23 protein-coding genes and 1 pseudogene are annotated in these 23,892 nt (G+C 67.3%); 5 read left to right on the top strand and 19 right to left on the bottom strand.

Annotated features, from left to right (window positions below; translation table 11 throughout):
- Nucleotides 1–23: 23 nt before the first annotated feature.
- The 6 genes from DEJ03_RS14530 to DEJ03_RS14505 all read right to left on the bottom strand — a co-directional run bounded on the left by DEJ03_RS14530 (nucleotide 24) and on the right by DEJ03_RS14505 (nucleotide 4,804).
- Nucleotides 24–443, bottom strand: coding sequence for a tripartite tricarboxylate transporter TctB family protein (locus DEJ03_RS14530; RefSeq protein ID WP_110865152.1), 420 nt, complete (start codon nucleotides 441–443; stop codon nucleotides 24–26).
- 105 nt (nucleotides 444–548) lie between these two features.
- Nucleotides 549–1,181 (bottom strand): response regulator transcription factor, encoded by a 633-nt coding sequence (locus tag DEJ03_RS14525; RefSeq protein WP_110865151.1) that lies wholly within the window; start codon nucleotides 1,179–1,181, stop codon nucleotides 549–551.
- A complete protein-coding gene (locus DEJ03_RS14520; RefSeq protein WP_146237752.1) occupies nucleotides 1,178–2,380 on the bottom strand; it encodes a sensor histidine kinase in 1,203 nt (400 codons plus the stop codon). Before DEJ03_RS14520 ends, DEJ03_RS14525 begins: the two co-directional genes overlap by 4 nt.
- Before the next feature lie 29 nt (nucleotides 2,381–2,409).
- Complete coding sequence (locus tag DEJ03_RS14515) at nucleotides 2,410–3,231, bottom strand: ABC transporter permease (protein WP_110865149.1); 822 nt, start codon at nucleotides 3,229–3,231, stop codon at nucleotides 2,410–2,412.
- Entirely contained in the window at nucleotides 3,228–4,067 is an 840-nt protein-coding gene (locus tag DEJ03_RS14510; protein WP_181422740.1) for an ABC transporter ATP-binding protein, read from the bottom strand. The genes DEJ03_RS14515 and DEJ03_RS14510 overlap by 4 nt, the downstream gene beginning before the upstream one ends.
- A 164-nt stretch (nucleotides 4,068–4,231) precedes the next feature.
- Entirely contained in the window at nucleotides 4,232–4,804 is a 573-nt protein-coding gene (locus DEJ03_RS14505) for a hypothetical protein (protein ID WP_110865147.1), read from the bottom strand.
- A 139-nt stretch (nucleotides 4,805–4,943) separates the two neighbouring features.
- Here DEJ03_RS14505 and DEJ03_RS14500 point away from each other — a divergent pair, with 139 nt between their 5' ends.
- Nucleotides 4,944–5,876 (top strand): NADP-dependent oxidoreductase, encoded by a 933-nt coding sequence (locus DEJ03_RS14500; RefSeq protein ID WP_110865146.1) that lies wholly within the window; start codon nucleotides 4,944–4,946, stop codon nucleotides 5,874–5,876.
- Between the two features lie 152 nt (nucleotides 5,877–6,028).
- Here DEJ03_RS14500 and DEJ03_RS14495 read toward each other — a convergent pair whose 3' ends face one another.
- Nucleotides 6,029–6,628 (bottom strand): GIY-YIG nuclease family protein, encoded by a 600-nt coding sequence (locus DEJ03_RS14495; protein ID WP_110865145.1) that lies wholly within the window; start codon nucleotides 6,626–6,628, stop codon nucleotides 6,029–6,031.
- Nucleotides 6,629–6,866: 238 nt separating this feature from the next.
- On the opposite strand from DEJ03_RS14495, the gene DEJ03_RS14490 reads away from it, so the two are divergent.
- The gene (locus DEJ03_RS14490; protein ID WP_181422739.1) at nucleotides 6,867–7,622 is read left to right on the top strand and encodes a DUF4839 domain-containing protein; all 756 of its coding nucleotides are present in this window, start codon (nucleotides 6,867–6,869) and stop codon (nucleotides 7,620–7,622) included.
- Nucleotides 7,623–7,643: 21 nt separating this feature from the next.
- Nucleotides 7,644–8,153, top strand: coding sequence for a DUF6998 domain-containing protein (locus tag DEJ03_RS18270; protein ID WP_258370834.1), 510 nt, complete (start codon nucleotides 7,644–7,646; stop codon nucleotides 8,151–8,153).
- Nucleotides 8,154–8,427: 274 nt separating this feature from the next.
- Here DEJ03_RS18270 and DEJ03_RS18265 read toward each other — a convergent pair.
- The 6 genes and pseudogenes from DEJ03_RS18265 to DEJ03_RS14465 all read right to left on the bottom strand — a co-directional run.
- A pseudogene (locus DEJ03_RS18265) lies at nucleotides 8,428–8,583 on the bottom strand (nuclease-related domain-containing protein); the annotation flags it as partial.
- Nucleotides 8,584–8,601: 18 nt separating this feature from the next.
- Entirely contained in the window at nucleotides 8,602–9,324 is a 723-nt protein-coding gene (locus DEJ03_RS14480; RefSeq protein WP_146237751.1) for a hypothetical protein, read from the bottom strand.
- Nucleotides 9,321–10,214, bottom strand: coding sequence for a hypothetical protein (locus tag DEJ03_RS14475; RefSeq protein WP_146237750.1), 894 nt, complete (start codon nucleotides 10,212–10,214; stop codon nucleotides 9,321–9,323). Before DEJ03_RS14475 ends, DEJ03_RS14480 begins: the two co-directional genes overlap by 4 nt.
- The gene (locus DEJ03_RS17745; protein WP_146237749.1) at nucleotides 10,204–12,021 is read right to left on the bottom strand and encodes a hypothetical protein; all 1,818 of its coding nucleotides are present in this window, start codon (nucleotides 12,019–12,021) and stop codon (nucleotides 10,204–10,206) included. The genes DEJ03_RS14475 and DEJ03_RS17745 overlap by 11 nt, the downstream gene beginning before the upstream one ends.
- Complete coding sequence (locus DEJ03_RS14470; RefSeq protein WP_146237748.1) at nucleotides 12,018–12,998, bottom strand: PD-(D/E)XK motif protein; 981 nt, start codon at nucleotides 12,996–12,998, stop codon at nucleotides 12,018–12,020. The genes DEJ03_RS17745 and DEJ03_RS14470 overlap by 4 nt, the downstream gene beginning before the upstream one ends.
- Nucleotides 12,995–15,580 (bottom strand): Z1 domain-containing protein, encoded by a 2,586-nt coding sequence (locus tag DEJ03_RS14465; protein WP_146237747.1) that lies wholly within the window; start codon nucleotides 15,578–15,580, stop codon nucleotides 12,995–12,997. Before DEJ03_RS14465 ends, DEJ03_RS14470 begins: the two co-directional genes overlap by 4 nt.
- A gap of 111 nt (nucleotides 15,581–15,691) precedes the next feature.
- On the opposite strand from DEJ03_RS14465, the gene DEJ03_RS14460 reads away from it, so the two are divergent.
- Nucleotides 15,692–16,135 carry a very short patch repair endonuclease gene (locus DEJ03_RS14460; RefSeq protein WP_110865138.1) on the top strand — a complete coding sequence of 148 codons (444 nt, stop codon included), beginning with the start codon at nucleotides 15,692–15,694 and terminating at the stop codon, nucleotides 16,133–16,135.
- Nucleotides 16,136–16,144: 9 nt separating this feature from the next.
- Complete coding sequence (locus tag DEJ03_RS14455; RefSeq protein WP_110865137.1) at nucleotides 16,145–17,233, top strand: DNA cytosine methyltransferase; 1,089 nt, start codon at nucleotides 16,145–16,147, stop codon at nucleotides 17,231–17,233.
- Nucleotides 17,234–17,732: 499 nt separating this feature from the next.
- Here the strand turns inward: DEJ03_RS14455 and DEJ03_RS14445 are convergent, their stop codons facing one another.
- From DEJ03_RS14445 to DEJ03_RS14425, 6 genes are read right to left on the bottom strand one after another with little or no spacing between them, the layout of a single operon-like run.
- Nucleotides 17,733–19,238: a PTS transporter subunit EIIC gene (locus DEJ03_RS14445; RefSeq protein WP_110865136.1), complete on the bottom strand. Its 1,506-nt coding sequence runs from the start codon at nucleotides 19,236–19,238 to the stop codon at nucleotides 17,733–17,735.
- 45 nt (nucleotides 19,239–19,283) lie between these two features.
- Entirely contained in the window at nucleotides 19,284–20,207 is a 924-nt protein-coding gene (murQ, locus tag DEJ03_RS14440; RefSeq protein ID WP_110865135.1) for an N-acetylmuramic acid 6-phosphate etherase, read from the bottom strand.
- Between the two features lie 8 nt (nucleotides 20,208–20,215).
- Entirely contained in the window at nucleotides 20,216–21,130 is a 915-nt protein-coding gene (locus DEJ03_RS14435) for a MurR/RpiR family transcriptional regulator (RefSeq protein WP_181422738.1), read from the bottom strand.
- A 56-nt stretch (nucleotides 21,131–21,186) separates the two neighbouring features.
- Complete coding sequence (locus DEJ03_RS17740) at nucleotides 21,187–21,774, bottom strand: hypothetical protein (protein ID WP_146237746.1); 588 nt, start codon at nucleotides 21,772–21,774, stop codon at nucleotides 21,187–21,189.
- Nucleotides 21,771–23,063, bottom strand: coding sequence for a hypothetical protein (locus DEJ03_RS14430; RefSeq protein ID WP_110865133.1), 1,293 nt, complete (start codon nucleotides 23,061–23,063; stop codon nucleotides 21,771–21,773). Before DEJ03_RS14430 ends, DEJ03_RS17740 begins: the two co-directional genes overlap by 4 nt.
- Nucleotides 23,063–23,734: an ATP-binding cassette domain-containing protein gene (locus DEJ03_RS14425; protein ID WP_258370833.1), complete on the bottom strand. Its 672-nt coding sequence runs from the start codon at nucleotides 23,732–23,734 to the stop codon at nucleotides 23,063–23,065. Before DEJ03_RS14425 ends, DEJ03_RS14430 begins: the two co-directional genes overlap by 1 nt.
- Nucleotides 23,735–23,892 lie beyond the last annotated feature (158 nt).

Genomic DNA, 23,892 nt, shown 5'->3' with positions numbered 1-23,892 from the left:
CGCAGGATGTCTGCTCCCCCGAATCACGCGGTTTCGAGAGCGGCCTTCCACATGTTCGCGCAGCGGTGACGGGCGGACTGCCACACGTAGAGCCAGACGCCGAACACGGTGAAGCCGACTGCGACGACGACCATGCTCGTCCCGAACGCCACCTTCCAGTTCTCCGAGGATGATCCGGCGGCCACCGTCAGCGCGATGGTGGTCATCAGGGCCAAAGCCGTGAGGGCGATGGCGAACATCGCGAGGATGCCGCCAGGGCCGGTCGCGGCATCAGCTCGTACGCGGTTCAGTACTCGGAGCACCGTCTCACCGTCACGGCGGTCGGCGTTGTGGAATGCGGACACGAGGTCCTGGGTCGGTGCTTCGCGACGTCGGTACGCACGGTCGAACTTCGCTTCATCGAAGCAGATCGGTGCCGGTGCGTTCTTGTCCTTGCGAGCCATCGGGGTCCGTTCCTGGTCGAGGTGATGAGCAGGCAGTGACCGGCTCATGAACTCCCATCGACCAGAGGCGGGAATTCGTAGGCGACTTCCGAAGTCGCTCGCAGGTCAGGGAAGGAGCTGGAGCTCCATCGCGCGGGTGACGGCGCGGGTGCGGTCGTTCACGCCGAGCTTCTCGAAGACGTGGCCGAGGTGGGTCTTCACCGTGGCTTCGCTGAGGAACAGCGCGCGGCCGATCGCCGGGTTGCTGTTGCCCTGGGCGACGAGGCGCAGGACGTCGAGCTCGCGCGGGGTCAGCGATGGGCCGGCCGCGGCGGGGAGCGAGCCCGTCGCTCGGCGGACGAGCGCTGCGGCCGCGGAGGGCGCGAGCGCGGTCTCACCCCTTGCGGTCGCCCGGACGCCGGCGAGGATCTCGGACTCCGGGGCGGCCTTGAGCAGGTAGCCGGTGGCACCTGCTTCGATGGCGGCAAGGATCTGGTCGTCGGACTCGTACGTCGTCAGGATCAGGACGCGGACGCCGGGATCGGCGGCGAGGATCTCCGCCGTCGCCGCATCGCCGTCGAGCACGGGCATCCGGAGGTCCATGAGCACGACGTCGGGGCGTTCGGCCAGTGCCACCGTCACCGCGGCGCGGCCGTCGCTGGCCTGGCCGACGACCTCGACGTCGTCGGCGTCCTGCAGCAGGGCCACGATGCCCGACCGGACGATCGGGTGGTCGTCGGCGACCACGACGCGGATCACCGGGTCACCTCTGCCACGGGCTGACGATCGCCGGCCGGGAGGCTCGGTTCGGGTCCGGTGGGCAGGCTCGCGTCGACGACGGTGCCCCGGCCCGGGCTGCTCGTGATGGCGCAGGCACCGCCGGAGAGCACCAACCGTTCGTGGAGGCCCCGGAGACCGTGCCCGGCCGTCGGGACGCCGGTGTCGAACCCGACGCCGTCGTCGGTCACACGGACGCCGACCCGTTCGGGCGCGTGCTGCAGGACGATGCGGACGGAGCTGGCATCGGCGTGGGCACGGATGTTCGCGAGGGACTCCTGGACGACCCGGAGCAGCACGACCTGGGCGTCACGGTCGAGCGCGCCGTCGGTCGCGTCGACGGCGACGGGCGTACCGGTCTCGCGGGTGTAGCGCTCGGCGAGGCGGTGCAGGGCCCCGGCCAGACTGCCGCTCGTGGCACCGGCGACCCCGGCGGCGATGAGGGCGCGGGAGTCCTCGAGCGCCGCTCGTGCCGACTCCTCGAGGACCGCCAGCCGTTCGTCGAGCGCGGCACCGCGGTCGTTCGCCAGGTCCTTGCGGGCACGTTCGGTGAGCATGACGATGCCGGCGAGGTTCTGCGCGACGGTGTCGTGGATCTCGCGGGCCAGGCGCTCCCGTTCGCTCGCGACGCCCGCGCTGCGGTGGGCATCGGCCAGGGACTGCTGGGTGGCGCGGAGTTCGTCGAGGAGCTGGCGGCGCTCCTCGGACAGGCCGGCGACGCTCGAGATCCACACGCCCATCGCGCAGGCACCGATCACGCTGATGCCCTCGATGAGCAGGGTGCTGACGAGGGCGTCCGAGCCGCCGGAGACCTGCAGGCCGGTGCCGCTCGCGACGCCGACCGCGACCGAGAGCAGGACGGCGGTGCGGACCCGTTCGGACTGCACCCAGACGAGGGGGAACGCGATGCACTGCACGAACGCGGTGCTCGGCACGACGGCGGGCAGCACCAGGGCCGCGACGAGGACCAGCGGCAGGAAGGCCGCGGCGGCACGGGGGCTGTCGTAGCCGCGGTGGCCGAACACGGCGTAGGCGACGACGAGCACCACGACCGCGGTGTACGCGGGCCAGCGCATCGACCACGGGGACCAGCCGAACACGGTGATCACGGCGGTGAGGAGCATCGTGCCCGCGAAGAAGACGTGCAACCACCGGTTGCGCATCCACGTCTCGCCGTTCATGTGCCCAGCATCCCACCAGCGGGGCGCCATCAGGCGTCCTTGCGGTTCCACCGGAACGTCAGCAGGCAGGCCACCGTGCCCAGGACCAGCCACGCTGCCAACACGAGGGCTCCGAGGCCGAGGTGCCACGCGCCTCCCGGCTCACCCGACTCGAACGCACCGGGCAGGAAGACCGAACGCATGCCGGACGCCATCCAGCGCAGGGGGAAGACCGACGCGACGTCCTGCAACCAGGTGGGGAGCTGCGTGAAGGGCAGGTAGACGCCGGAGATGAACTGCAGCACCAGCACGATCGGGACGATGGTGGCGGTGGCGCGCCGACCCTCGCGGGGGAGTGCCGAGACCGCGATGCCCAGGACACAGCTGGTGGCGATGCCGAGGACCATCACCCCGGCGAAGACACCCCACTTGCTCGCGTCGGTCGGCAGGTCGACGCCGAACACCAGGCTCGCGATTGCCAGCAGCAGGGCCGTCTGCACGAGCGTGGTGACGAGGACCATGCCGATCTTGCCGACGAAGTACGACAGGACGGGCAGCGGTGTGCCGCCGAGGCGCTTCAACGTGCCGTCGCTGCGCTCGCCGGCGATGTCGACGCCGAGGGACTGCGTGCCGGAGAGCAGGATGCCCGTCGCGACCAGGCCGGGCAGGTAGTAGGTGGCGTAGTCGACGTCGACCGGCCGGCCGTTCGCTGCGATGGCGCGGATCGGGTCGGCGTCCGCGAAGGCGACCGAGAAGAGCGCCAGCATGATGATGGGGAAGAGGAACGTGAAGAACACCGCGTCGGGGGCGCGGAAGTAGGAGCGAATCTCGTAGCCGATGCGGCTGGCGCTCGTGCGCGCTGCGGTGTTCATCGCTGGCCCACCATGTCGAGGTAGACGTCCTCGAGTGACGGGCGGATGACTTCGAGGTCGTGCATGGCCGTGGCCTGGCTCCTGATCAGTGCTACCGGGTCGGTCGAGCGTTCGTCGTGGTGTCCGCCGTCGTCGTCGCGCCAGCGCACCCGGGGCGTGCGCGCCTCCGCGCCGCCGATCTCGTCGATGGGTGCGAGGTCGAGGAGCTTCCCGTCGGCGATGACCGCGGCCCGGTCGGCGAGCTGGGCGGCTTCGTCGAGGTAGTGCGTGGTGAGCAGGATCGTCGTGCCGTCGTGCTGCACCTGGCGCAGGAGGTCCCAGAACTGCCGGCGGGCCTCGGGGTCGAAGCCCGTGGTCGGCTCGTCGAGGAACAGGACCTCGGGCCGGCCGATGATGCCGAGGGCGACGTCGACGCGGCGGCGCTGGCCACCCGACAGCCGGCTGATGCGGGTGTTGCGCTGCGTCTCGAGCCCCGTCGCGGTGAGGAGCTCCTCGACGCTGCGGTGCTTCGGGTAGAGCGTCGCGAAGTGGTTCAGCTGCTCGGCGACGGTGACGTTCGGGGACTCCGCGCTGGTCTGCAGAACGATGCCGATGCGTGCGTTGTGGCTGCGGCTCGTCCGTGCCGGGTCGTGGCCGAGGACGCGGACCTCGCCGGCGGTGCGGGAGCGGTAGCCCTCGAGGATCTCGACCGTCGTGGACTTGCCGGCACCGTTGGGGCCGAGGAGCGCGAAGGCCTCGCCCCGTTCGATCGTGAAGGAGACGTCGTCCACGGCACGTTTGCCGGTGGCGTACTGCTTGCCGAGGTGCTGGACCTCGATGGCGGGGGACTCGGGCATGGGTCCAGCTTCGCCGCCCGGTGGCCGTGGGGGATCGGCCGGGGCGGTGGTCTCGGCATCGTCCGATCGGGGGATGGTGCCGGCGGGGGAGGTGGTTCGGTTTCCGGCCGGTGACGGTTCTGGTTCGCGATCGTCGGGGATCGTGAACCGAAACCGTCACCGTCTCAGTACTGCGGCCGGATCCAGTCCGTCGGCTGCACGAAGCGGGCGCGGGGCAGGACCTCGTCCGGCTCGGCGGTCCGCACGTTCGTGATGATCGTGGTCTGGCCGTACTCGTACGACCGGCGGGCGATGCCGTCGCGCTCGTCGATCACCAGCGTCGTGCGGAACGCCGGGTCCTCGCCGTGCTCGAACGTCACCAGGATCGAGTGCTCGCCGACGTGCTGGATCAGGATCGGGTGGACGTCGTCCGTGGCGCGGCCCCACCGGAGCATCAGATCGGGGACGGCCATCCGGACGACGGGAGACGGGATCATGCTCCGGGCGAACGACACCTCGATCGGGCCGTCGTCCGGCTCGTGCAGCACGCCCTCGCGGTAGGAGACCGGCTTGGCCCGCTGGCGCACGAGAGTCCAGGTCTGCGCGGCCTCGTCGATGTCGACGCGGAACTGCCAGTACTTCTGCCGGGACTCATGGTGGATGCCCTCGAGGACGTACCGGGCGGGTCGGCGGAGAGCGGCGAGCTCCTCTGCGATCGCGGGACCGTCGGACCGGGTGAGGAGCTCGTCGAAACGCACGGTGCCAGCATGGCGCACCACGTGCCGTGGACCGCACCCCCTGACGGGCGGGAGGCGCGGGGCGGGGTGGTGCCGGGCCTCCAGGCCGTGGGGTGGTCGCGTCAGGTTGCGTCAAGCAACGTGCGCGTAGACCGGGAGGATGCAGGTCGTCGGAGTCGAACAGTTCGGAGGGCCCGAGGCCCTCGCCGTCCACGAGGTGCCGGAGCCGCACGCCGGCGCGGGGTCCGTGCGGATCCGGGTGCAGGCGTTCGCCGTGAACCCGACCGACACGGGGGTGCGTGCCGGGCAGCGGGACAGCTCGCAGGCCTCGCCGCCGTACGTGCCGGGGATGGACGCCGCCGGCGTCATCGACGAGGTCGGGCCCGACGTCACCGGATGGCAGGTCGGCGACGAGGTCATGGCGATGGCATTGCCGCTCAGCGCCCACGGTGGCGCCTACGTGCAGGAGCTCGTCGCGCCGGTGGGGTCGTTCACGCGGATCCCTCGCGGGACGTCTATCGAAGCTGCGGCAACCGTGCCCATGAACGGGCTGACGGCGTTGCAGATCCTGTCGCACGCCTCGCTCGCGCCGGGGCAGACGCTCGCCGTGACCGGGGCCGCTGGGCTGCTCGGGAACTACGTGGTGCAGCTGGCGAAGGCCGCCGGGCTGACCGTGATCGCGGATGCTGCCCCCGCCGACGAAGCACTGGTGCGGTCGCTCGGGCCGGACCACATCGTGCCTCGTGGTGATGGGTTTGCTGCCGCGGTGCGCGAGCTCGTGCCGGAGGGGGTCGATGCGCTCGCCGATGCTGCGGTGCAGCGTGGGGTCGTCGTCGATGCTGTTCGAGACGGGGGAGTGTTCTTCGACGTGCGTGGGTGGCAGGGCGACGGGGCTCGCGGGATCGAGTTCGTGCAGGTGATGGTGTTCTCGGAGTACCGGTCGTTCGACAAGCTCGAGCAGCTGCGGCATGCGGTGGAGAGTGGGACGTTGACGCCGCGGGTGGCGGAGGTGCTGCTGGCTGCTCGGGCTGTGGAGGCGCATGAGCGGTTGGAGGCTGGGGGGACGCGGGGGCGGTTCGTGTTGACGTGGTGAGTTGATGACGTCGTGATGGACGGGAGGCGCGGTGCCGGTTGGCGCCGCGCCTTCCGTCGTTCGGTGGCGAGGCTCTCGTGCTTCGCTCACGTCGAGTAGGTGTCCAACTGGAATACGGCCAGACAGTCAGAGCGCGTGGGATCCCGTGGAGGTCAGTTCATCCACGACCGCGCCTGCGCACTCAGCACCGAGCGTGCGGCTTTGAGCGCAACGCGAGAGCTCGCGGCACCCTGGATGTTGATCGGCGGATCCCATTCGCGGATGATGAGCGCCTCCAGCAAGCGGAGAGGAGCAGTCAACTCTGCGGGCTTTGCCCACGCGGACAGCAGGAGGTGTTCGTGCATCCACGTGGTCAGACGGAGATCATCGTCCGAGCGCAGGGCGTAGTTCGGGAAGTGCCCCGGCTTCTCGACGTTCCTCGGGATGGCCCGGAAGCCCAACGACGGGGCCAGAAGTGCTGCGAAGGAGCGGCGCAGCGTGGACGATCCGGTCTTCGACACCGCGGAGCGTCCCGCCGCAAAGTGCGTGTCGATCTCGCGTTTGCGAAGGCTGTCCTCGGCCTTGCCGACGTAGAGCGGAGTGAGCGGTCCCCGCCACTCAAGTCCGAGTTCAGACCACGTTTCCTCGTTGGACCAGACCGCATAAAGGCCCGGACCGGTCGGCATCCGCTCGCCCGACGTGACCGGGAATGGGTCGGCTCTCAGGGCCTGCTTCGCATTGTCCAGATGGACCTCGAGAGAGTCAGAGCTCATGAGGAAATCCTAGGCATTGCCCGCGGCCAGCGGTTGGACGGGCCGATCACGAGATCGAGCGCACGCAGCTGTCGATGGCGCGTGGCTCGTCGGTGCCACTCTTGCGTGATCCCGAAGGGATATCGCAGTTGTGGCGCAGGCGTTGCCTCACTGCTCGGGGAGGGATGCGCGCTCCCATAGGCTCCTGCGGGCCGACTGAATGTCGGTGGCGCGTCTGCGCAGACGAAACGGGGAGAGCATGGCCGACGAGGCTGTTCGGTACGAAACGCGCACGGTCAAGTGTGTGCGGGGGATGGAGTCGCGCACAGCGGCACGATGGGAGCAGGACGGGTGGGAGGTCGTTTCTCAAAAGCAGGGTCGCCTCCAGTCCGAGCTCGAGATTCGGCGGCCGGTGCGGAAGATCTCTCGGCGTGCTCTCGTCATCGGTGGCGGCGTCGCGTCAGCACTCGTTGTCGTGATCGTCCTCGGGGCTACCGGAGTACTCGGGAGCGACAGCAGCGAGAACGACACCGGAGCAGACGGTGCTTCGACGACAGCGACGACAAGTTCGCGGACACCGACGCCGTCCTCCGCTGCAACTCCTGCGGCGGAAACGACCGCTGACGCCGCGGTCGTCACCGCGGCGAACACCCCGCAGTTCGCATCGCTGTTGCAGCTCGGGGAGTACTGCGATTCCTCGATCGGCGCGTTCGCAAACGACTATGAAGGTCGCACAGTTGCTTTCGACGGCTCGGTCCTGAAGATGAACAATCACGACAGCTACACCACGCGCTACGACATCCTGCTCGGTGCTGGCGATTTCAGCACGACCGAAAGTCGCGGGCCGGCCTTCCAATTCGAGGACGTCAATACGACGTTCGACCTGCACTACGTTGGCGACGTGCCCGCCACGATCGGCGAAGGAACGAATATCGCTGTGACCGCGAAAGTCGGCGCCTACAACTCGAACCAGTGCCTGCTCCGGCTTGAGCCTGTCCAGACAGCAATCCGCTGACCGCAGCCGTACAGTGCTCTGGTGAACACGCCTGGGTTGCCGTTCGATCCGTCAGCGCTGTCCGTCCGGCAGCTGCTCGCCACGTCGGTCGCGGTGATCGAGGAGCTGCTGCATCGTGGATTGGTTCGCACTCGGAACTCACCGCTCGGCGACCTCGCGGAGTCGATCGCGCTCCGGGCCTACGGTGGAGTACTGGCTCCGAACTCTGAGAAGAGCTACGACCTCCTCGCCGATGACGGCCGGCGCATCCAGGTGAAGGCCCGGCTCGTCGACCCGACTGACCGACGCAGCCAGCCGTTTTCGGCGTTCCGGTCCTGGTCGTTCGAAGCTGCGCTGTTCGTACTCTTCGACGCCCGGACGTACGACATCATCTGGGCGCGGGAACTGTCCAGTGCTGAAGTGCAGAGTCTTGGTCGGCGTGTAGAACACACCAACTCGTCTGCTGTGCTCGTCCGGCAAGTTGCCTTTGCCGGTCAGGACATGACAGAGGTGATAGCGGCGGCGTTCGATGGGCTCGACGATCCCGCTTGAGAGGCATTGCCCACTCACCACTCACCACTCGCGCGCGGGCGCAGTCAATCGTAGTCTGCGATGGCCCCCATGCCGCAGTTCGACTGCACCTCGATCGACACCCAGGGCTTGCGTTCACCGACATCGACTTGACCGCGTATCCGGTGGTGTCAGCAGACCAGAGCGGCCGACCGTCGTCGATCGCGTCCTGCCGGATGGTCGCGTCGTAGTCGACCTGCTTCCACGTCTTCGCGACCGTGACGTCCTCTTGTCCGCGGGTGATCCGGTCGCCGTCGATGGCGACCTCAGGCCAGGCCTTCGTGTCGACGATGAAGACGCCAGCACGGCCGCGGACGACCATGCCGATCTGGGTTGTGCGGCTACCGGGCCAGCGACGGTCAGCGAACAGTCGGTATCCGATGCAGGCGAGCGGGGCGAGGACGCGGGCGGTCTCGCTCTCGGTGCGTGTCTAGGACTCCCCGATCCTTTGGATCGACTCCTCGACGAAGCCCGACATTACCGCGTCCAGCACGTTCGGCTCGAGCGAGTACATGTCCGCCCATGCAAGGCGACGGCGAACTCGTGCGGTGACGTCGCGAATAATTTTGCGTCGCCCTTCGCCGCTGGCCGTCCGAGAAACAACTGCCCGCGCGATGGCCCGCGCCAGACGCGGATCACCACCAATCCGACGGCGCTCGAGGAGTTGATTGAGGTCGCTTTCGGTGAGCTTGGCAAGGAGCGCGAGATCGCCTTCGAACACAATCGCCTGCCACCATAATCGAGACCACGTGTGACGGTTCGGATCCGACGCGACCCATCGCTCCGAGTTGTCCGTCCCGAATCGCCATGACGTGATGTCGGGCAAAGCGACGAGCGCGAGGAACGACCAAACGTCCCGGGCGGCGGCCTCCGACCAGCTGAGATCCATCTTTGCTCGGATGAGCGGGGCCGCCGCTCGGTCGAATGCGATCCGCGCGGACACCTCGCTCCGATCCGGGAAACCGAAGCCTTCGGCGAGCTGTCGGACACTGGAGGCAAGGTCCGCGACCTCTTGTAATGTCGCACGCCTTCCACCGACGGGGGCATAGATCTGAGCCGGGTGGCTGTCCGCAGGCATTAGGGCACCCCTGCGTGCCTCGATGTACATGGCGGCAGCCACCGAAGCCGTCAGTCGTGGCCACAACGCACTCACGTGAAGCTCCTGCCGTATCCAAGAGAGCGGACGACGCCACTGAGGCGACTCTTAAAGTCGGAAATCGCCTCCGGACCCGAGCCTGGAAGTGAGAGTCCTCGGCTTTCGACGTCGTCAAGCATCGAATTCAGCACCGATCCGACAGTTCCCGGTTCCCAAGCTCCGCCGTCGCGAAGCTCGTTTCGCACCGCGAGGGCGGCTTCGGCAAGGACGCCAGCCACGCCTTCCTCCAACGCGAACACCAGCTGCCGATCCGATGCGTCGGACGACGGCCGGGTAATCGCCCGAACAAGCTCCTCGTCGCGCTCGTTGACAAGCAACTGGAAGACGCCAAGGAACGGTGCTTCGAGATCGCTCGAGACTTCAAGAACCCAGCTCGATTCGACGTCGAATGGCGTCGCCGCGAAATCGATCACCGCGACCGGGAACATCGCACCGTCACCCTGGAGCGCGACCGTGGTGGTTGAGTCCAGCAGGACCGATCCAGGCTCCTTCGGCGCAGCCACGGCTCCGGTATTCCCCGTCGCTCCGAGTGCGAGCGATGTCGTGATGGTGAGAACGCCTCCGATTCGCCCTTGTGGGAGTGTCGCCTCCAGCGTGACGACGCGTTCAGTTACGGGTACGCGATCGATCAAATCGGTCATCTGATTGCTCGAGCTCGACCATGACGCGGTGACCACGAGCGTGGCGCCCAGGTCAAGACCGGACTGTTCGACAATGACTTCGCGGTCAACGTCGATGATCTGACGAACGTGGAGAGCCGTGTCGGCATCCCAATCCTCAAGCACGTCTGGCAACGCCTGCCAGCCGCCGTCCCTAAGGAGCTGCCATTCCCCAACGCGCCAGCTCTCCGATGAAGGCACCCGAAACGGCTTAACCTCATGCGGCATCGTTCGACCTCCTGATAGTCACACGCACGACGGCATCCTCGACATACGTCGCGTAAACCCACCACTCCGAGTCCGCGCCGGGCCCGATCGTGATCGCGCTGCCTCCGACCGAAGGCCCGCCGTCGATGGGCCGCCACTCGACAACACTCGGTGTTCGCGCTCCGGCGAACGCCGCGGACTCGCGACCACCACCGTCGAGCACGACCGACGCCTCGGCACGCCAGGCGCTTTCGGACGTGCCACCGGGGATCGATACGCGCGTTACGACGAACGGACGGTCACCGAAAATGTGAAGGGCGGGGCCGTCGAGGATTCGTGCGCTCCTCGATGGTGCTCCTTCACGACGCCGACCAACCGTGGGGACGGGGCGACCTGAGTTCCGTGTTGCGCCATCAGCGGAGATGCCCGGAGTCAGCCGCGCGAGTCGCGCCGCGACGACCCCGAGTCCTGCGGCACCTCGCGCCTGCGCCTTGACGGCTATGCCGAACTTCTCCTCGAGTGCACGGCGGATGAAATGGCGTGCGTTCTGAACGACACCCCGACTGGTACCGCGGAGACCTGCCTCGACCCAGTCATCGTGAGTTGGAGGCTCAGCCGCGGCGAAGTACTCGTCGGACTCGATCGTGGACCGAAAGACTCCGCCGTAGGAGAAGACTGGATCCGGATGCTCGGGACCAGGAAGGTAGTCGACCACCAGCTCAGCGAGACGCATGCGAGCAACGTGATGCGGCGCTCCGACGAAGGGCCGTGCCCGGTCAACGACGGGCGATGACGGTGCCTCGGCCGCACCAAGTTCGGTTGCGAGCCGACCCACACACCACGGTGCGGACTTTCTTGTATGGAAGATCCCACCATTTGACCGGACGATTCGGAGGGCCTCCGCGAACGGTCGAAGGTGGGGCACACTGAACGGATCTGGGACCTCGATCTGCAGGCCGTCCACTTCCACAGTGAATCGCATTGGCGCCGGCTCCACCTCAGATCGGACGAGTTTGGGCCAGAGGTTCCAGAGGATGGACGAAGCGAGGAACTCTCCGGCCGCCGTTAGTGAGTCGATTTCCAGGTCTGCGGAATCGAGCTCCGCTCCGACTATGACGATGTCGGTCCCGGTACGCCCGTCGGCGAAGCCTGGCAACCCGAGCTCATCGGAGAGCGATGCCGCTTCCTCGCCGAGAACGGGGTCGGGAATGCCGCCGCGAACGTCACCCCACCAGTGCCGACCGGTGTAGCGCCGCTGTTCGTCGTTGTAGAAGCTCGCGCCGAGGGCTGCTCCCATGAGCCGACGTTCCGAGTCGGAGCCGTCGCCGGTGTAACTGTCTACGAGGATCGTCGAAGCACCGCTGAGCCTGTAGAAGATGCCCTTCCCAAATCCGTATGTACCGCCACCAAATTCATTGTCGCGGGTCTCTCCGACGTTGCGCAGAAACTGGACGAAATCGCTCCTCGTTCCATCGGGTGCCTTTGATCCCGCCCGCACAGGTCCGCCGAGGCCGCGAGTGTTCCGGTCCGAAACGATCACGATCACGGACTCGGGTCGCAAATAGTCCGTCAGGGCGGCGACAGCGCCCTCCATGGGCGCAGGTGTCAGTCGTCTCGTCCAAGCGGATGCGAGGTCTCCGAGGCGCGCAACGCGGATGGTGAAGTCGACCGTACTCGTGCCGGTGCGCGCGTCCCAGCTGTTTTGCGCCGCTTCTCGAACGAGTACCGTCAATTCGTCGAGCGCGGGGCGCCCGAGTTGGTTGATGATGCCCTCGGCTGTGGCGGAGCCTTCCTCGGCGAACGGTTGCGACCACCATTGGGCGCTCACTTGATCGCTCGCTTGATCTCGTCCAGACTTACGGTTCGCATTTGCCCGATGACCGCCGCGCGGTCGAGATGGTACGAAAGTCTCGAAAGGCCTTCGGGGACACCGGCAGCCAGGTCGCGTGTGATGATCCGAGGAAAAGCCGCTGTCACCTGGACCATGAATACTTGGCCGAGCGACAATCGAGTGTCGTCCTCGGAGCTGTACCCGAGCTTGTTGACCTTGGCTCGAAGAGCGCCAGACCTGGCGACGGCCGCTTCGGTTTCGGCGAGGACGTCTGCCAGTCTCTCTCCGCCGACGTCCTCCTGGACCTCGGCGATCACGAGGTGCAGGGGCTTCCCGTCCAATTCGTCCAACTGTTCGAGGCCGTGGACAACGATGTGATCCGCCTCCGTTCCGACGCCCTTGACCTCGATCGAGGCGGAGTTGAACTCGAAGTCGTGCGGCGCGGCCTCTGGGCCCGTCCAACTGTCCGCGTCCGCCAGACCCTCCGAAGCGAGTGCTCGCAGGACGTTCAGCTCCGCGAACAACCCAATCCGCTGCTCCGGGCTCAAGGCGCGCGATCGCATGGTTCGGAGGAGCCGTCTCCAACGACCTATCACTTGTGCGCTACGCTCCGCGGCCCGCGACGCACCATCTTCGTCGAATGCTTCAAGGATGTCGGCACAGATTTGATCGAACTCGCGACGCAGGGACGGGTCCTGACACGCGATGTCCACGTAGTTGAGGGGACCGGCGCCAAATCTGAGCGATCGTGAGCTGGTGGTAAGCGCCGAGTGCGGCTCGACGACGAGAATCGAGGCGTCGTCCTTGTGCGGGACGAGGAGATGCCGGCGCCCCGCGCGATCCACCGCAGCGCGTGGTCCGGATTCCCCCGCCCGCTGGTCGAGTACGAAGGACGAGAGTTCGGCGGTGCGCGGCGGGACGAGCACGGCCCAGGCGCGCACGAGCGTCGGCACTGCACTCATATCGGTGGTCAAGACTCGTCGCCCTCCTCCAGGTAAAGGGCTTCCTGTAGGTCCTCACGCTGTTCCCCGTCCTCATCCCAAGCGCTCCCGGACGCCCCAGCTAGGTCGACCGCCATGTGGGTCACCTCGACTGTCGTTCCGCCTCCGACGCTGCCGGGGAAAACGATGCCGTAGCCGATCACCGGAACGACCGCATCCATCGGAATTCGCGCGACGCTTCCGCGCGCGGGAGCCACCGGCTCGCTGCGCGCATCGATGGGATACAGCACGAGCAGGCCACGCGAGCGGTACTCCGTGTCGCGCTCGCGCTGCTGCACGAGTTCATTCTCAGGCTTACCAGCGTCGTAGCTCTCCCACGTCGTTAGATCGAGCAACCGGTCCCGTTTGCTCATTAGGGTCTTGATGTCGGCGATCGAGTCCACGCCTGTGTCGAGTCGCGATCGAATCACGGTTCCAAACGACCGGCCTCCGAGCTCGATCTTCGCCCCGGAGCTCTGGACGACAACGACGGTCCACTTATCGAGCGCCGGCTGCGGACCACCGCGCTGGCCGTCGATATACCGAATGAGTTGACGAGGCATCAGGTCGGCGGAATCCTCGTGCACGTTGTAACGACGGAGAAACGCCACGACGAGGTGTGCGGGCACGTCACGGTAGAGCTCAGCCGAACCGCGCTGCTCCGGCTCGCGGCCGCCGGAAGAGATGTCCTGAACTAAATCGCCAGCGGCAGCGATGTTGTTCTCGAGCCAGGTGCGATTCTCACGTAGGAAGTACCTCGTCTGGAGCCGCCGTCCGGCGTACGACACCTTCGCAGGTGCCGCGGCGCCCATCTTCGCCGTGATCGCTAAAGACGGGTGTGTCCGGATTCTCACCGCGACGTCGGTCGGCCGGAGGTTTTGCCGTTGATACTGGTCGATGTCGTCCCGCATCTCGCGTTCGACGGTTGCAAGGTGGCGGAACGCTCGTTCGAGCGCATGGGTCATCCAAATACGAGGCAGGTCCTCGTATCCGGGACGGAAGCCAAACCACCGTGCCATCTGCAGCAGTGTGTCGTACGCCGACGCAGTCCGGACGAAAAAGCTGACGACGAGACCTTCCAGCGTGAGCCCACGGGACAGGGTGTTGCCTCCAACCGCGATCGCTACAACCGGCCCCGACGAGTAGTCGAGCCGATCTGCACTCCGGTAGTTGTCGAGCACGACTCGTTGCGCTTCCAGAACGTCGCCGAATTCGTGGAGCACGGACTCGAACGAGTTCTGCTGCCGTCCATGCCAGTTCATCGAGTCGACTCGCCCGGTCTCCCTGACCCACAGGTTTCGAAGTGTCTCGATGAACTCTTCGTCTCCGGCTCGGATCGCCGCAAGGGCTCGGGACCGCATGTCTTCGAGAGGGTCCTTGAAAGCTTCCTGCACATCGATCTTCACCGACGTATGAATGAGCATGGTGCTGTGCGAGCGATCGCCCCGGGCTCGCCGCGCCGCGGTCGCCAGCCAGAACCAGCTGACGGCGTCGATCAGATCCGGCGTCATGGTCGGTACGAACCCCAGAGCGTTGGCTTTCCCCGAAGGGCGGAGTAATTGAACGTCATCCTCGGGGACGATGCGGACCATGTCGTAACCGTCGGGAGCCGGACCCTCGTTCTCTCCCTCGACGACGTCGGCTCCGAAGATCATCTCAGTCCCGAAGTAGCCGTCCGGCCGAGGCAAGTTGAGGATGAAGTCCTTCGGGTACAGATCCGCCGATGCGGGGTCGATGAAGACATTTGCGAACGGGGTCGCGGTGTAACCGATGTAGGTGTTTCTCGGGAAGAGAGCGAGCAGGTCGCGAATCAGGGGATTGATTCGTCCGGTGGCGACTGACGCTTGGTCGGCTTCGTCGTCGACGATGAGAACCCGGAGATCCTCGAGCGCGCCGCGCGCCCCACCAGCGCTCAGCCACTTGATGAGTCGCTCGAGCACGGTCGCGTTCTTCTTGACGACCGCGAGCACGACCTTCTCAGTCGACTTGAGAAGGCTGACCGCATCGGAGGCCTGCGGACCGAAGTCGCGGTCCTCGTCAGTCAATGTGATCCAGTGTTCGTTGTTCAGGCCCTTGAGTTGGCTGTTCAAGCGCGCCTGCGTCTGCTTTCGCAATCCGTTATGGATGCCTGAGAGAACGATGACAAATTTGTACTGCTCGTCGGCGAGCTTCGCGATCACCGAGGTGAAGTTCGTGGTCTTGCCGCTTTGGACGTATCCCACAACCAGGCCTCTAGCCTGGTAACGCTGACGATCAGGCCGCGGGGTGTGCGCGACGACCTTGTTCGCCGCCTTTTCGAGGTCGTCCAGGCGTTCCGCGCCCCAATTCTGGGCATCTTGGAAGTGTGCTCGTAGTGGTGGCCAGAACATTGATCCGTCGGTCGAGCCCGAGTACCAGGATTCGTTGCCCGCCGCGACGATCGCCGGGCCGCCGAGTTGTACGGTCTCAAGATCGGCCTCGAACTGCTCCTTGTAGGTTGCCGCAAGCTCCGTTCCGCCGACTGCCGCGAACTTCGCGACGGCAGCGTCTAGTCCGAACTGCTTCGCCCAGGTGCCGAACAGTGGGTACAGGTCCACGATCACTCCTCCGTGATGCCAACGGTCCTTCCTAACATGAGGGGGCGTCGCACTCGAGCATTGGCCACGCCTGTACCCGAACTGGGGTCAATATCGGCTTAGGATTTGTGTATGCGTCCCGTGCCGCACGACGAGATGGTCAGCGAGCGTCTTGCTCGGCAACGTCGTCGTGACACCGGCATCGAAGTCAGGCTCCGACGACGTCTACACGCTCGCGGGCTCCGATTCAGGCTCGTCGTCCCGGTCCCCGGCCGGGCACGGAGGTCCATAGACGTCGCCTTCGCTCGCGAACGTGTCGCAGTCCTGGTCGATGGGTGCTTTTGGCACGCATGTCCACTGCACGGAACGTTGCCTCGAACCAATCGCGACTGGTGGGCGTCCAAGCTGACCGCAAACGCGACCCGCGATCTGGATACACGCTGTGCGCTCGAAGAAGCAGGGTGGGCGGTGATCCGGGTCTGGGAGCATGAGGACCCCGAATCTGCGACGGACGCAGTAGAGGCCCTGGTGCTGGTACGGCGCGCCGGCTGCGCCACCGTCGGTCGCTCGATCTAGGATCACCGCATGCTGGCTTTCGAACTCGTAGACCTCTTCGCTGGATGCGGTGGCATGACGCAGGGGTTCGTGGAGGCGGGCCGCTACTCCCCGATTGCGGCCGTCGAGATCGACCGCATGGCAGCAAAGACCTACGCCGCGAACTTCGGCGACCATGTGTTCAGTGGCGACATCCGTGACTGGCTCCAAGGCGAGCTACCCTCGTCCGCCGATGTCGTGATTGGTGGACCGCCATGCCAGGGTTTCTCGGCCCTCGGGAAGCAAGACCCGCTCGACCCGAGAAACGTGCTCTGGCGCGAATACGTGCACGCTCTCGAACGCTTGCAGCCGACGGCGTTCGTGATCGAGAACGTCCCCCAGTTCTTTCGCTCACCGCAGTTTGAGGATCTGAAGCACGAGGTGCGGCCTGGCGGTGGTCTCTCGAATTACGAGATCGAGCCCTTCGTTCTCAACGCTGCCGAGTACGGCGTCCCGCAGACTCGTCGACGAGTTTTCGTCATCGGCCGCAAGCGCGGACTTTCGCCGCTCGGACACCCGCCCACGACGACCCGCCGAGCCACCGTCGAGGATGCTTTTGCGGGCTTGGTGCGGAGGGTCGTCGACACCGAGCTGCCGCCGGACCGAGCGCTGAGACGGGGTCCGTATCGAACGACGGAGCTGCACCTCACGCGAAATCCCACCAGTACGTCGCTTCGCCGCTATCGAGCCATTCCACCCGGAGGAAATAGGAGGGATCTGCCCGACGAGCTGTCGACGCCAGGCTGGCGAAAGCACAAGACCGGTTCAGGTGATGTTATGGGCCGTCTCTGGCTCGACCGCCCGTCCGTGACCATCCGCACGGAGTTCTTCAAGCCCGAGAAGGGCCGATACCTTCATCCGACGGAACATCGACCGATCACCCATTTCGAAGCTGCGCGTATTCAGGGCTTCCCGGACGATTTTCGGTGGTATGGGAGCAAGACAGAGATCGCAAAGCAGATCGGAAACGCGGTGCCGGTTGGCCTCGCCCGAGCCATCGCGACCCACATTCTGCCCTGGCTGGAGCCTTCCGTTGCCTCGCCGGATACCGAAGTCGGTCTCACGCAGGTTTCGAGCTGAAGTCGTCAGCTCGGTGCGACCAGCCCGACAAACCGCGCCAGCAGCGACAAACGACCATGCGATAACGGTGTTCACCGCTTCTGGCCCTCGCAGACGCCAGGTTGGTAGCCCATCCCGATGACGGACTCGTGCCCCGGCACAGTTCCACCTGACCGGGTCGTCCGTCCATCGTCGCCCGATCACGGCGGCGCGCGACGGACACGATCGTCGCGTCGTCTACGGACGCCGTCGTATTCCCAGCTTGCAGGACCGCGACGGCGTTGTGAGGCTGACCGGTCAATCGACGAAGAACCGTCGCCCTCGGCGGTGCAGTTCACGGCGCAGCGCGAGCTCGGGCGCAGTGTCCCGTCGACCGAAGCGGGCCATGTGCCGCCGGCGAGCGTCGTCTGCGTCCCATTTCTCCACGCTCGGATTCTCACCAAGTATCCGATGAGTTGAGGACCCGAGCGGTTACCTGTGCACCGACCGACGGCGGACTGCGATGTGGGGGAGCGGCTGATCAGCGCGTGGTAGCCGCGGTCGCACCGACCGACGTGACGTGCGCGTCTAGCGGGGCGTCCGGAGCGACGGGATCGCCGGACGGCGCAGGCGACTGTGCCTTCAGGTCAGCCCGCACGGACGCGGACACCCCGAACAACAACGTCGCCACGAACCCCACGACGTAGGCCACCACGAGCCCCGACCCGTACCCGAGCAGCGCCCACCCGTATCCGGACGACCCGTTCAGCAGCGGGATGAGTGACAGGTCCGAAGCCCCGATGGCGATCGCCCCGACGGAGTGCCCGAGCTGGTCGAACAGCCCGACGACACCGCCACCGAACGCTCCACCGATGCATGCGGTGATGAACGGCCGACCGAGGGGGAGCGTCACGCCGTAGATCAGGGGCTCACCGACACCGAGGAACCCGGCCGGCAGCGCTCCGCGGATGGTTCGCACCAGCGAAGCGTTCGACCGGAACCGCACCCACAGCGCGATGCACGCACCGATCTGCCCGGCACCACCCATCGCCAGGACGGGCAGCAGCACGGTCCACCCGGTCTGGTCGATCAGCGTGGTGTGGATCGGGATGAGCCCCTGGTGCATGCCGGTCATGACGAGCGGCAGGAACAGGCCTCCGAGCACGAAGCCGGCGAAGGCCCCACCGTTCGCGAGCAGCCAGGTCGCAGCGGTGCCGATCGCGACCGAGACGACACCGGCGACGGACATGAGCACACCGAGGGTGATCGAGCCGGCGACGAGCACGGTCACGGTCGGTACGACGATGAGCGCGATGACGTCCGGCGTGAACCGGCGCATGAACCGCTCGACGTAGGCGGCGAGGATGCCTCCGGCCAGAGCGCCGAGCACACCGCCCTGCCCGGGAGCCAGGGTTTCGCCGAACACGGTGACGTTCGCGACACCGGCCGCGACGATGATGCCGCCCACTGCGCCGCCGAGGATGGGCGTGCCGCCGAACTCCTTCGCGGCGTTCATCCCGACGAAGACGGCGAGCAGCGACAGGAAGCCGGACGAGAGCACGCCGAGGAACGGCGTCACTCCGGGCACCCACCCCAGGTTCGTCAGGATGCCGTTGATCCCGGCGATGAGCCCGCAGGCGATCAGTGCCGGGATGAGCGGGATGAAGATCGCGGAGATCTTCCGGATCGCGCGCATGGTGCGGCCGTCGGAACGAGCCCGCGCTGCTGCCTTGATCTCGGCTCCGCGAGCCGCGAGTTCTTCAGGTGAGGACCCACCAGCCGCAGCCGACGGGGCGGCCGCGCGCAGGGCCTCCAGGCCATCGGCCACGCGATCGACGAGACCCGGGCCGAGCACGATCTGCAGGTTCGAGCCGGCCGCGATGGCGGCCATGACGCCGTCGGTGGCCTTGAGGTCCTCGAGCGCGACGGAGGAGTCGGACACGACCTCGACCCGCAGGCGGGTCATGCAGTTCTCGACGTCGGCGATGTTCACGGAACCGCCGACGGCGTCGAGGATCTGCTGGGCGAGTTGCTGGGCATCGGGCATGGCGTGCTCCTCGGGGGAAAGGAAACGGAAAAGGGGGAACGGGGTCTACAGCACGGCGCGCAACGAGCCAGCAGCAGCATCGAGGCGCTCACGGGCCGAAGCAGCCGAGGCACCGGTCAGGATCACGGCGATGGCGGTCTTCACCTCGCCGTCCGAGGCGTCGAGCGCCGCCTGGACCTCGGCGGGGGGAGCGCCCGTGACGTCCTGCACGAGCGAGAACGCCCGGGCGACGAGCTTCGCGTTCGTCGCACGCACGTCGACCATGCGGTTGCCGTACGTCTTGTGGCTGCGCACCATCGCGAGCGTGGTGAGCATGTTGAGGACGAGCTTCTGCGCGGTGCCCGCCTTCAGGCGGGTCGACCCGGCGATGAACTCGGGGCCGACGACGACGTCGATGGCGATGTCCGCTTCCCGCCCCGCGGCCGAGTCGGGGTTGCACGCGACGGAGACCGAAAGGGCAGAGCGGCGCCGTGCCTCCAGGATGGCCGCGATCACGTAGGGCGTCCTGCCGGACGCGCTGATCCCGACGACCACGTCGTCGGCCGTCAGGCCGAGCGCGTCGAGGTCGCGGACGGCGGCGGCTTCGTCGTCCTCCGCGCCCTCCACCGCGGTGGTCAGGGCGGGGTCGCCGCCGGCGATCACGCCGACCACCTGGCTCGGGTCGGTACCGAAGGTGGGCGGGCACTCGCTGGCGTCGAGGACGCCGAGCCGGCCCGGCGTGCCGGCGCCGACGTAGACGAGTCGGCCGCCGCGCGCGAACGCTGCGGCGATCGAGTCTGCCGCCAGGGCGATGGCCGGGAGGCACGGCTCCAGTGCCGCAGGCACGCTGCGGTCTCCGGCGTTCATGCGCTGGGCAGCCTCCAGCGTGGAGATCGTGTCGATGTCGTCCAGTGAGTGGTCGGTCGCCTCGGTGGTGAGGGCCGCGAGTTCGTCGCGGAGGGCGTCGTGGGTCTCGTGCCTTGTGGTCATGGTGATGCTCAGTTCCGGTGGTGGGTGCGAACGGCGTCGCGGCTGCGGGCGAGGAGCGGCTGGGAGCGCTCGTCGGTGCGCTGCGCGACGACGATGAACAGGGTGTCGACGATGGCGAGCTGGCTCATCCGGCTGCCCATGGCCGCGGGGCGCAGGGCGCTCTCGGCACCGGCGACACCGAGCAGGACCTGGTCCGCGGTGACGGCGAGCGGGGCGGCGGCGTGGCCGGTGATCGCGACGATCGTGGCGTGCTGGGCTCGGGCGGCGTGGGCGACCTCGAGGGTCTCGACGGTGGAGCCCGAGTGGCTGACGAGCACCAGGACGTCGTGCTCGCCGATCACGCTCGCCAGGGTCAGGGCGTTGTGCGGATCATCGGCGATCGAGCTCACGATGCCGATGCGTTCGAGCTTGAGGTGCAGGTCTCGGGCGACGATGCCGCTCGCGCCGACGCCGTACAGGACGACGCGGCGGGCGTCGCTCACGGCTGCTGCCGCTGCTTCGAGCGCGTGCGGGTCGAGTGCGGCGCGGGTGTCGGCCATCACCGCTCGGACGTCCTCGGTGACCTTCGCGATGACGGTGGCGACGTCGTCGTCGACCGCGACACCGGCGTGGATCTCGGTGGATTCACGCTCGTGGATCCCGCGTTCAACGGCCCGGGTCATGCTGCGCTGCAGGGCGGCGAAGTTCGCGAAGCCGAGGTGCTGGGCGAAGCGGGAGACCGTGGCGGGGGAGACCCCGGCTCGGCCGGCGAGGTCGGTGGCGTTGGTGGTGGCCGCGGCTGCCGGGTCGTCGAGGACGGCGTCGGCGATGGCGCGCATGCTCGACGGCATGCTCGCCGACTGGGTGCGGACGAGGGCGAAGGCGTCGGCGCGCTCGGACCGCTCGGGCCGCTCGGACCGCTCGGGCCGCTCGGTGATCGTCATCCCGCCATGAAAGCGCCTTTCGTCGGCGAGCGCCAGTGCTGAAAGTAAATTGCGTGTTACCTCGTTGTGCCCCACCTGTGTGCCAGCGGACTGACGATGGCGGCCATCACCATGGGGAGGACGAACACCCACGACACCGGGTCGGTGTTCGTCGACACGACTCCGGCCCATCCGGCTGGTTGGTCCGGGGTCCCGCGACCGAACAGCGCTGCGACGAACAGGTAGAGCACGCCCGGCACGGACTGGTACCGGTCGCCGAGTACCGCTCGGCTGACCAGTGCGAGTGCGCAGAACGCGATCGTGTTCCGGGCGGTCGCGACCGCGGCCTCGGGTTCGGCGCCGACCGCGAGGCCGATGCTCGCGGTGACGCTCACCAGCGCGACCACCGCGATGACGGTGGCCAGCTCGAGCAAGTCCGTCCGCCGAGTGGGCGCGGGGAACGGTGCGCGGGTGACCGAAGCGCTCGTCGCGATGGCGATCACCAGCGGGAGCACGGCCGCGACGGGGATCAGTGCGAACGGTGCGCCGCCGCCGAACGAGGGGAAGAGCATGCCGATCGGGCCGAGCGCGATCGAGAGCACCGTCAGGGCGGTCGTGAGTCCGAGCAACGGCAGGGTGCGGTGGACACGCAGCCACCAGATCACGAGGACGGCACCGGGATGTGGCCGACCGAGCAATCCGTCAGGCGGTCGATCGTCGCCGTGACCCACGCGGCCTGAGCGGGGTCCGAAGCACGACGGAGGGCTCGCAGAACGTCGGGGTCGTCCAGCTCGAGGGCGGGCTCCACGTGGTCGGCGTTCACGATGCCCTCGGCGGCGACGTCGATGAGCCATCGGTTGGCGACGGCGGCATCGTTGAGGCGTTCGGCGTCGTCCTCCTCGGTGCCGCAGTACGCCACCTCGGCGTCGCCGAGCAAGGAGGTGGTGATGCTGTGGAGCACGTCGGCGTCGGTCATCCGGACCTGGACGATCATGTTCAGGACGTCGGGCGTCGACGGCGCGTTGCTCGCGCGGATGGTCGACGGCACCGTGATGCCCGAGCGGCCGAGGTTCTCCGCAGCCTTGCGGATGACGGATTCTGAGTTGCCGCTGTCGCGTTGCTCCGGGAAGAGGCAGATCGTCGGCGCCGCGCCGCTGCAGGTCGCTTGCGCTTGCGGGCGGTCGACGATCGGTGCCGCGCCGAGGCCGGAGCCGGCGGTCAGTGCGACGAGGGTGATCACGACGAACGAGCTCGCGCCGATCTGGAGTCCGAACCGGCGCGCACGGTCACCACTCGAGCGTCGGGCGACCGCGATGACGAGCAGAGTGCACCCGGCGAGCAGACTGAACGCCGTCGCGATGACCGGCGCACGGACGTTGAGCGCGGTCTCGACGGAGCAGCAGTCCGCCATCACGAGACCGGCGAGGTACCGGAGCGGGAAGTAGTCCACGGACCAGGTGAAGCCGAGCCAGCTGTACGAGACGAGCAGGCTCAGTGGGATGGACGCCACCGGCGGAAGCCACCGCCCCAGTGCGAACCCGATGCAGCTGTGGAAGAACAGGATCCCCGCGAATGCCAGGCCGACGAGGGGCGACGGGCCACCGGGAGCGCCCCAGGTGTCCCGGCTCATGAGTGCGACCGCGACGAGCTGGAGCAACAGACCGGCAGCCAGTGGTGTCCACAGGTGATCGGTGACGACTGCTGCACTGGGTCGGCTGCTGGACTCGATCACGGGCGCAGCCAGACGGAAGCGCTTCCCTTCCCAGGCGCCGGCCGTGGCCGCCACTCCGCACGAGAACACCAGGTAGATCGCGGAGCCGGCCATCGCCGCGGGCCAGTAGCCGGCGACGGTCGTCTCATCTGCGAACTGCACGCTGTAGGCGACGACGCCGAGCAGCCCAGGAATGAGGAGCCACACTGCTGCTCGGCTGCGCCACGGGATGACCGGGCGCATCAGTCGTCCTCACGCGTGAACCGCGCGTACGAAGCGGTGATCGCCTCGGCGGGCGGGAGGTCTGCGAACGGCTCGGTGAACGACGCGACCGAACCAGCGAACGGCACCCGGCCGTCCACGAGGACCGTCACGTGGTCGTAGGTCGCGGCGACGTCCTCGGTCTGGTGCGTCGAGACGACGACGGACACTTCCGTCGGCAGGTTCTGGATCACCCGAGCGAACCGCGCGCGCTGTGCCGGATCGAGTCCGGCCGTCGGTTCGTCGAGCAGGATCCACTGTGCGCCGGACACCAGCGCGCCGGCAACGCCGAGCCGCCGGATCTGGCCGCCCGACAACGACGACGCTCGTGCGTCGGCTCGGGTGGCGAGATCGACGGCGGTCAGCGCGGACGTCGAGCGATCCCAGGCGTCGGCGCGCGACAAGCCCTTCAACCAGCCGCAGTAGGCGACGTGCTCTCGGGCGGTCAAGCCGGGGAAGGCACCGCTTCGTTGCGGGAGCCACGCGACGCCGCTGCGGTACCGTCGACGGTTTCCGCGCGTGCCCGGTTCACCCAGTCCCTCGATGTTGATCGTCCCGGTGCGGGGACGGAGCGTGTCGGCGACGAGTCCGAGGAGGGTCGACTTGCCGGCGCCGTTCGGCCCGAGCAGGACGCTCCCTCCGGTCGGGAACACCGTCGACAATCCCGGAAGCACCACGTGGTCACGCCGGTACCCGAAGGTGATTTCGTCGATCCGTATGCCCATTGTGCCCCCGTTGAAACCTTGTACTGGTGTTTCACCGTACAGTAGCGTGCAATCGGCTCGGACAGCCCGGGCCGTCACCTCAAGGG

It is taken from the genome of Curtobacterium sp. MCLR17_043, assembly GCF_003224215.1.
Lineage (GTDB): Bacteria > Actinomycetota > Actinomycetes > Actinomycetales > Microbacteriaceae > Curtobacterium > Curtobacterium flaccumfaciens.
This window is presented reverse-complemented; position numbering and strand designations above follow the sequence as displayed.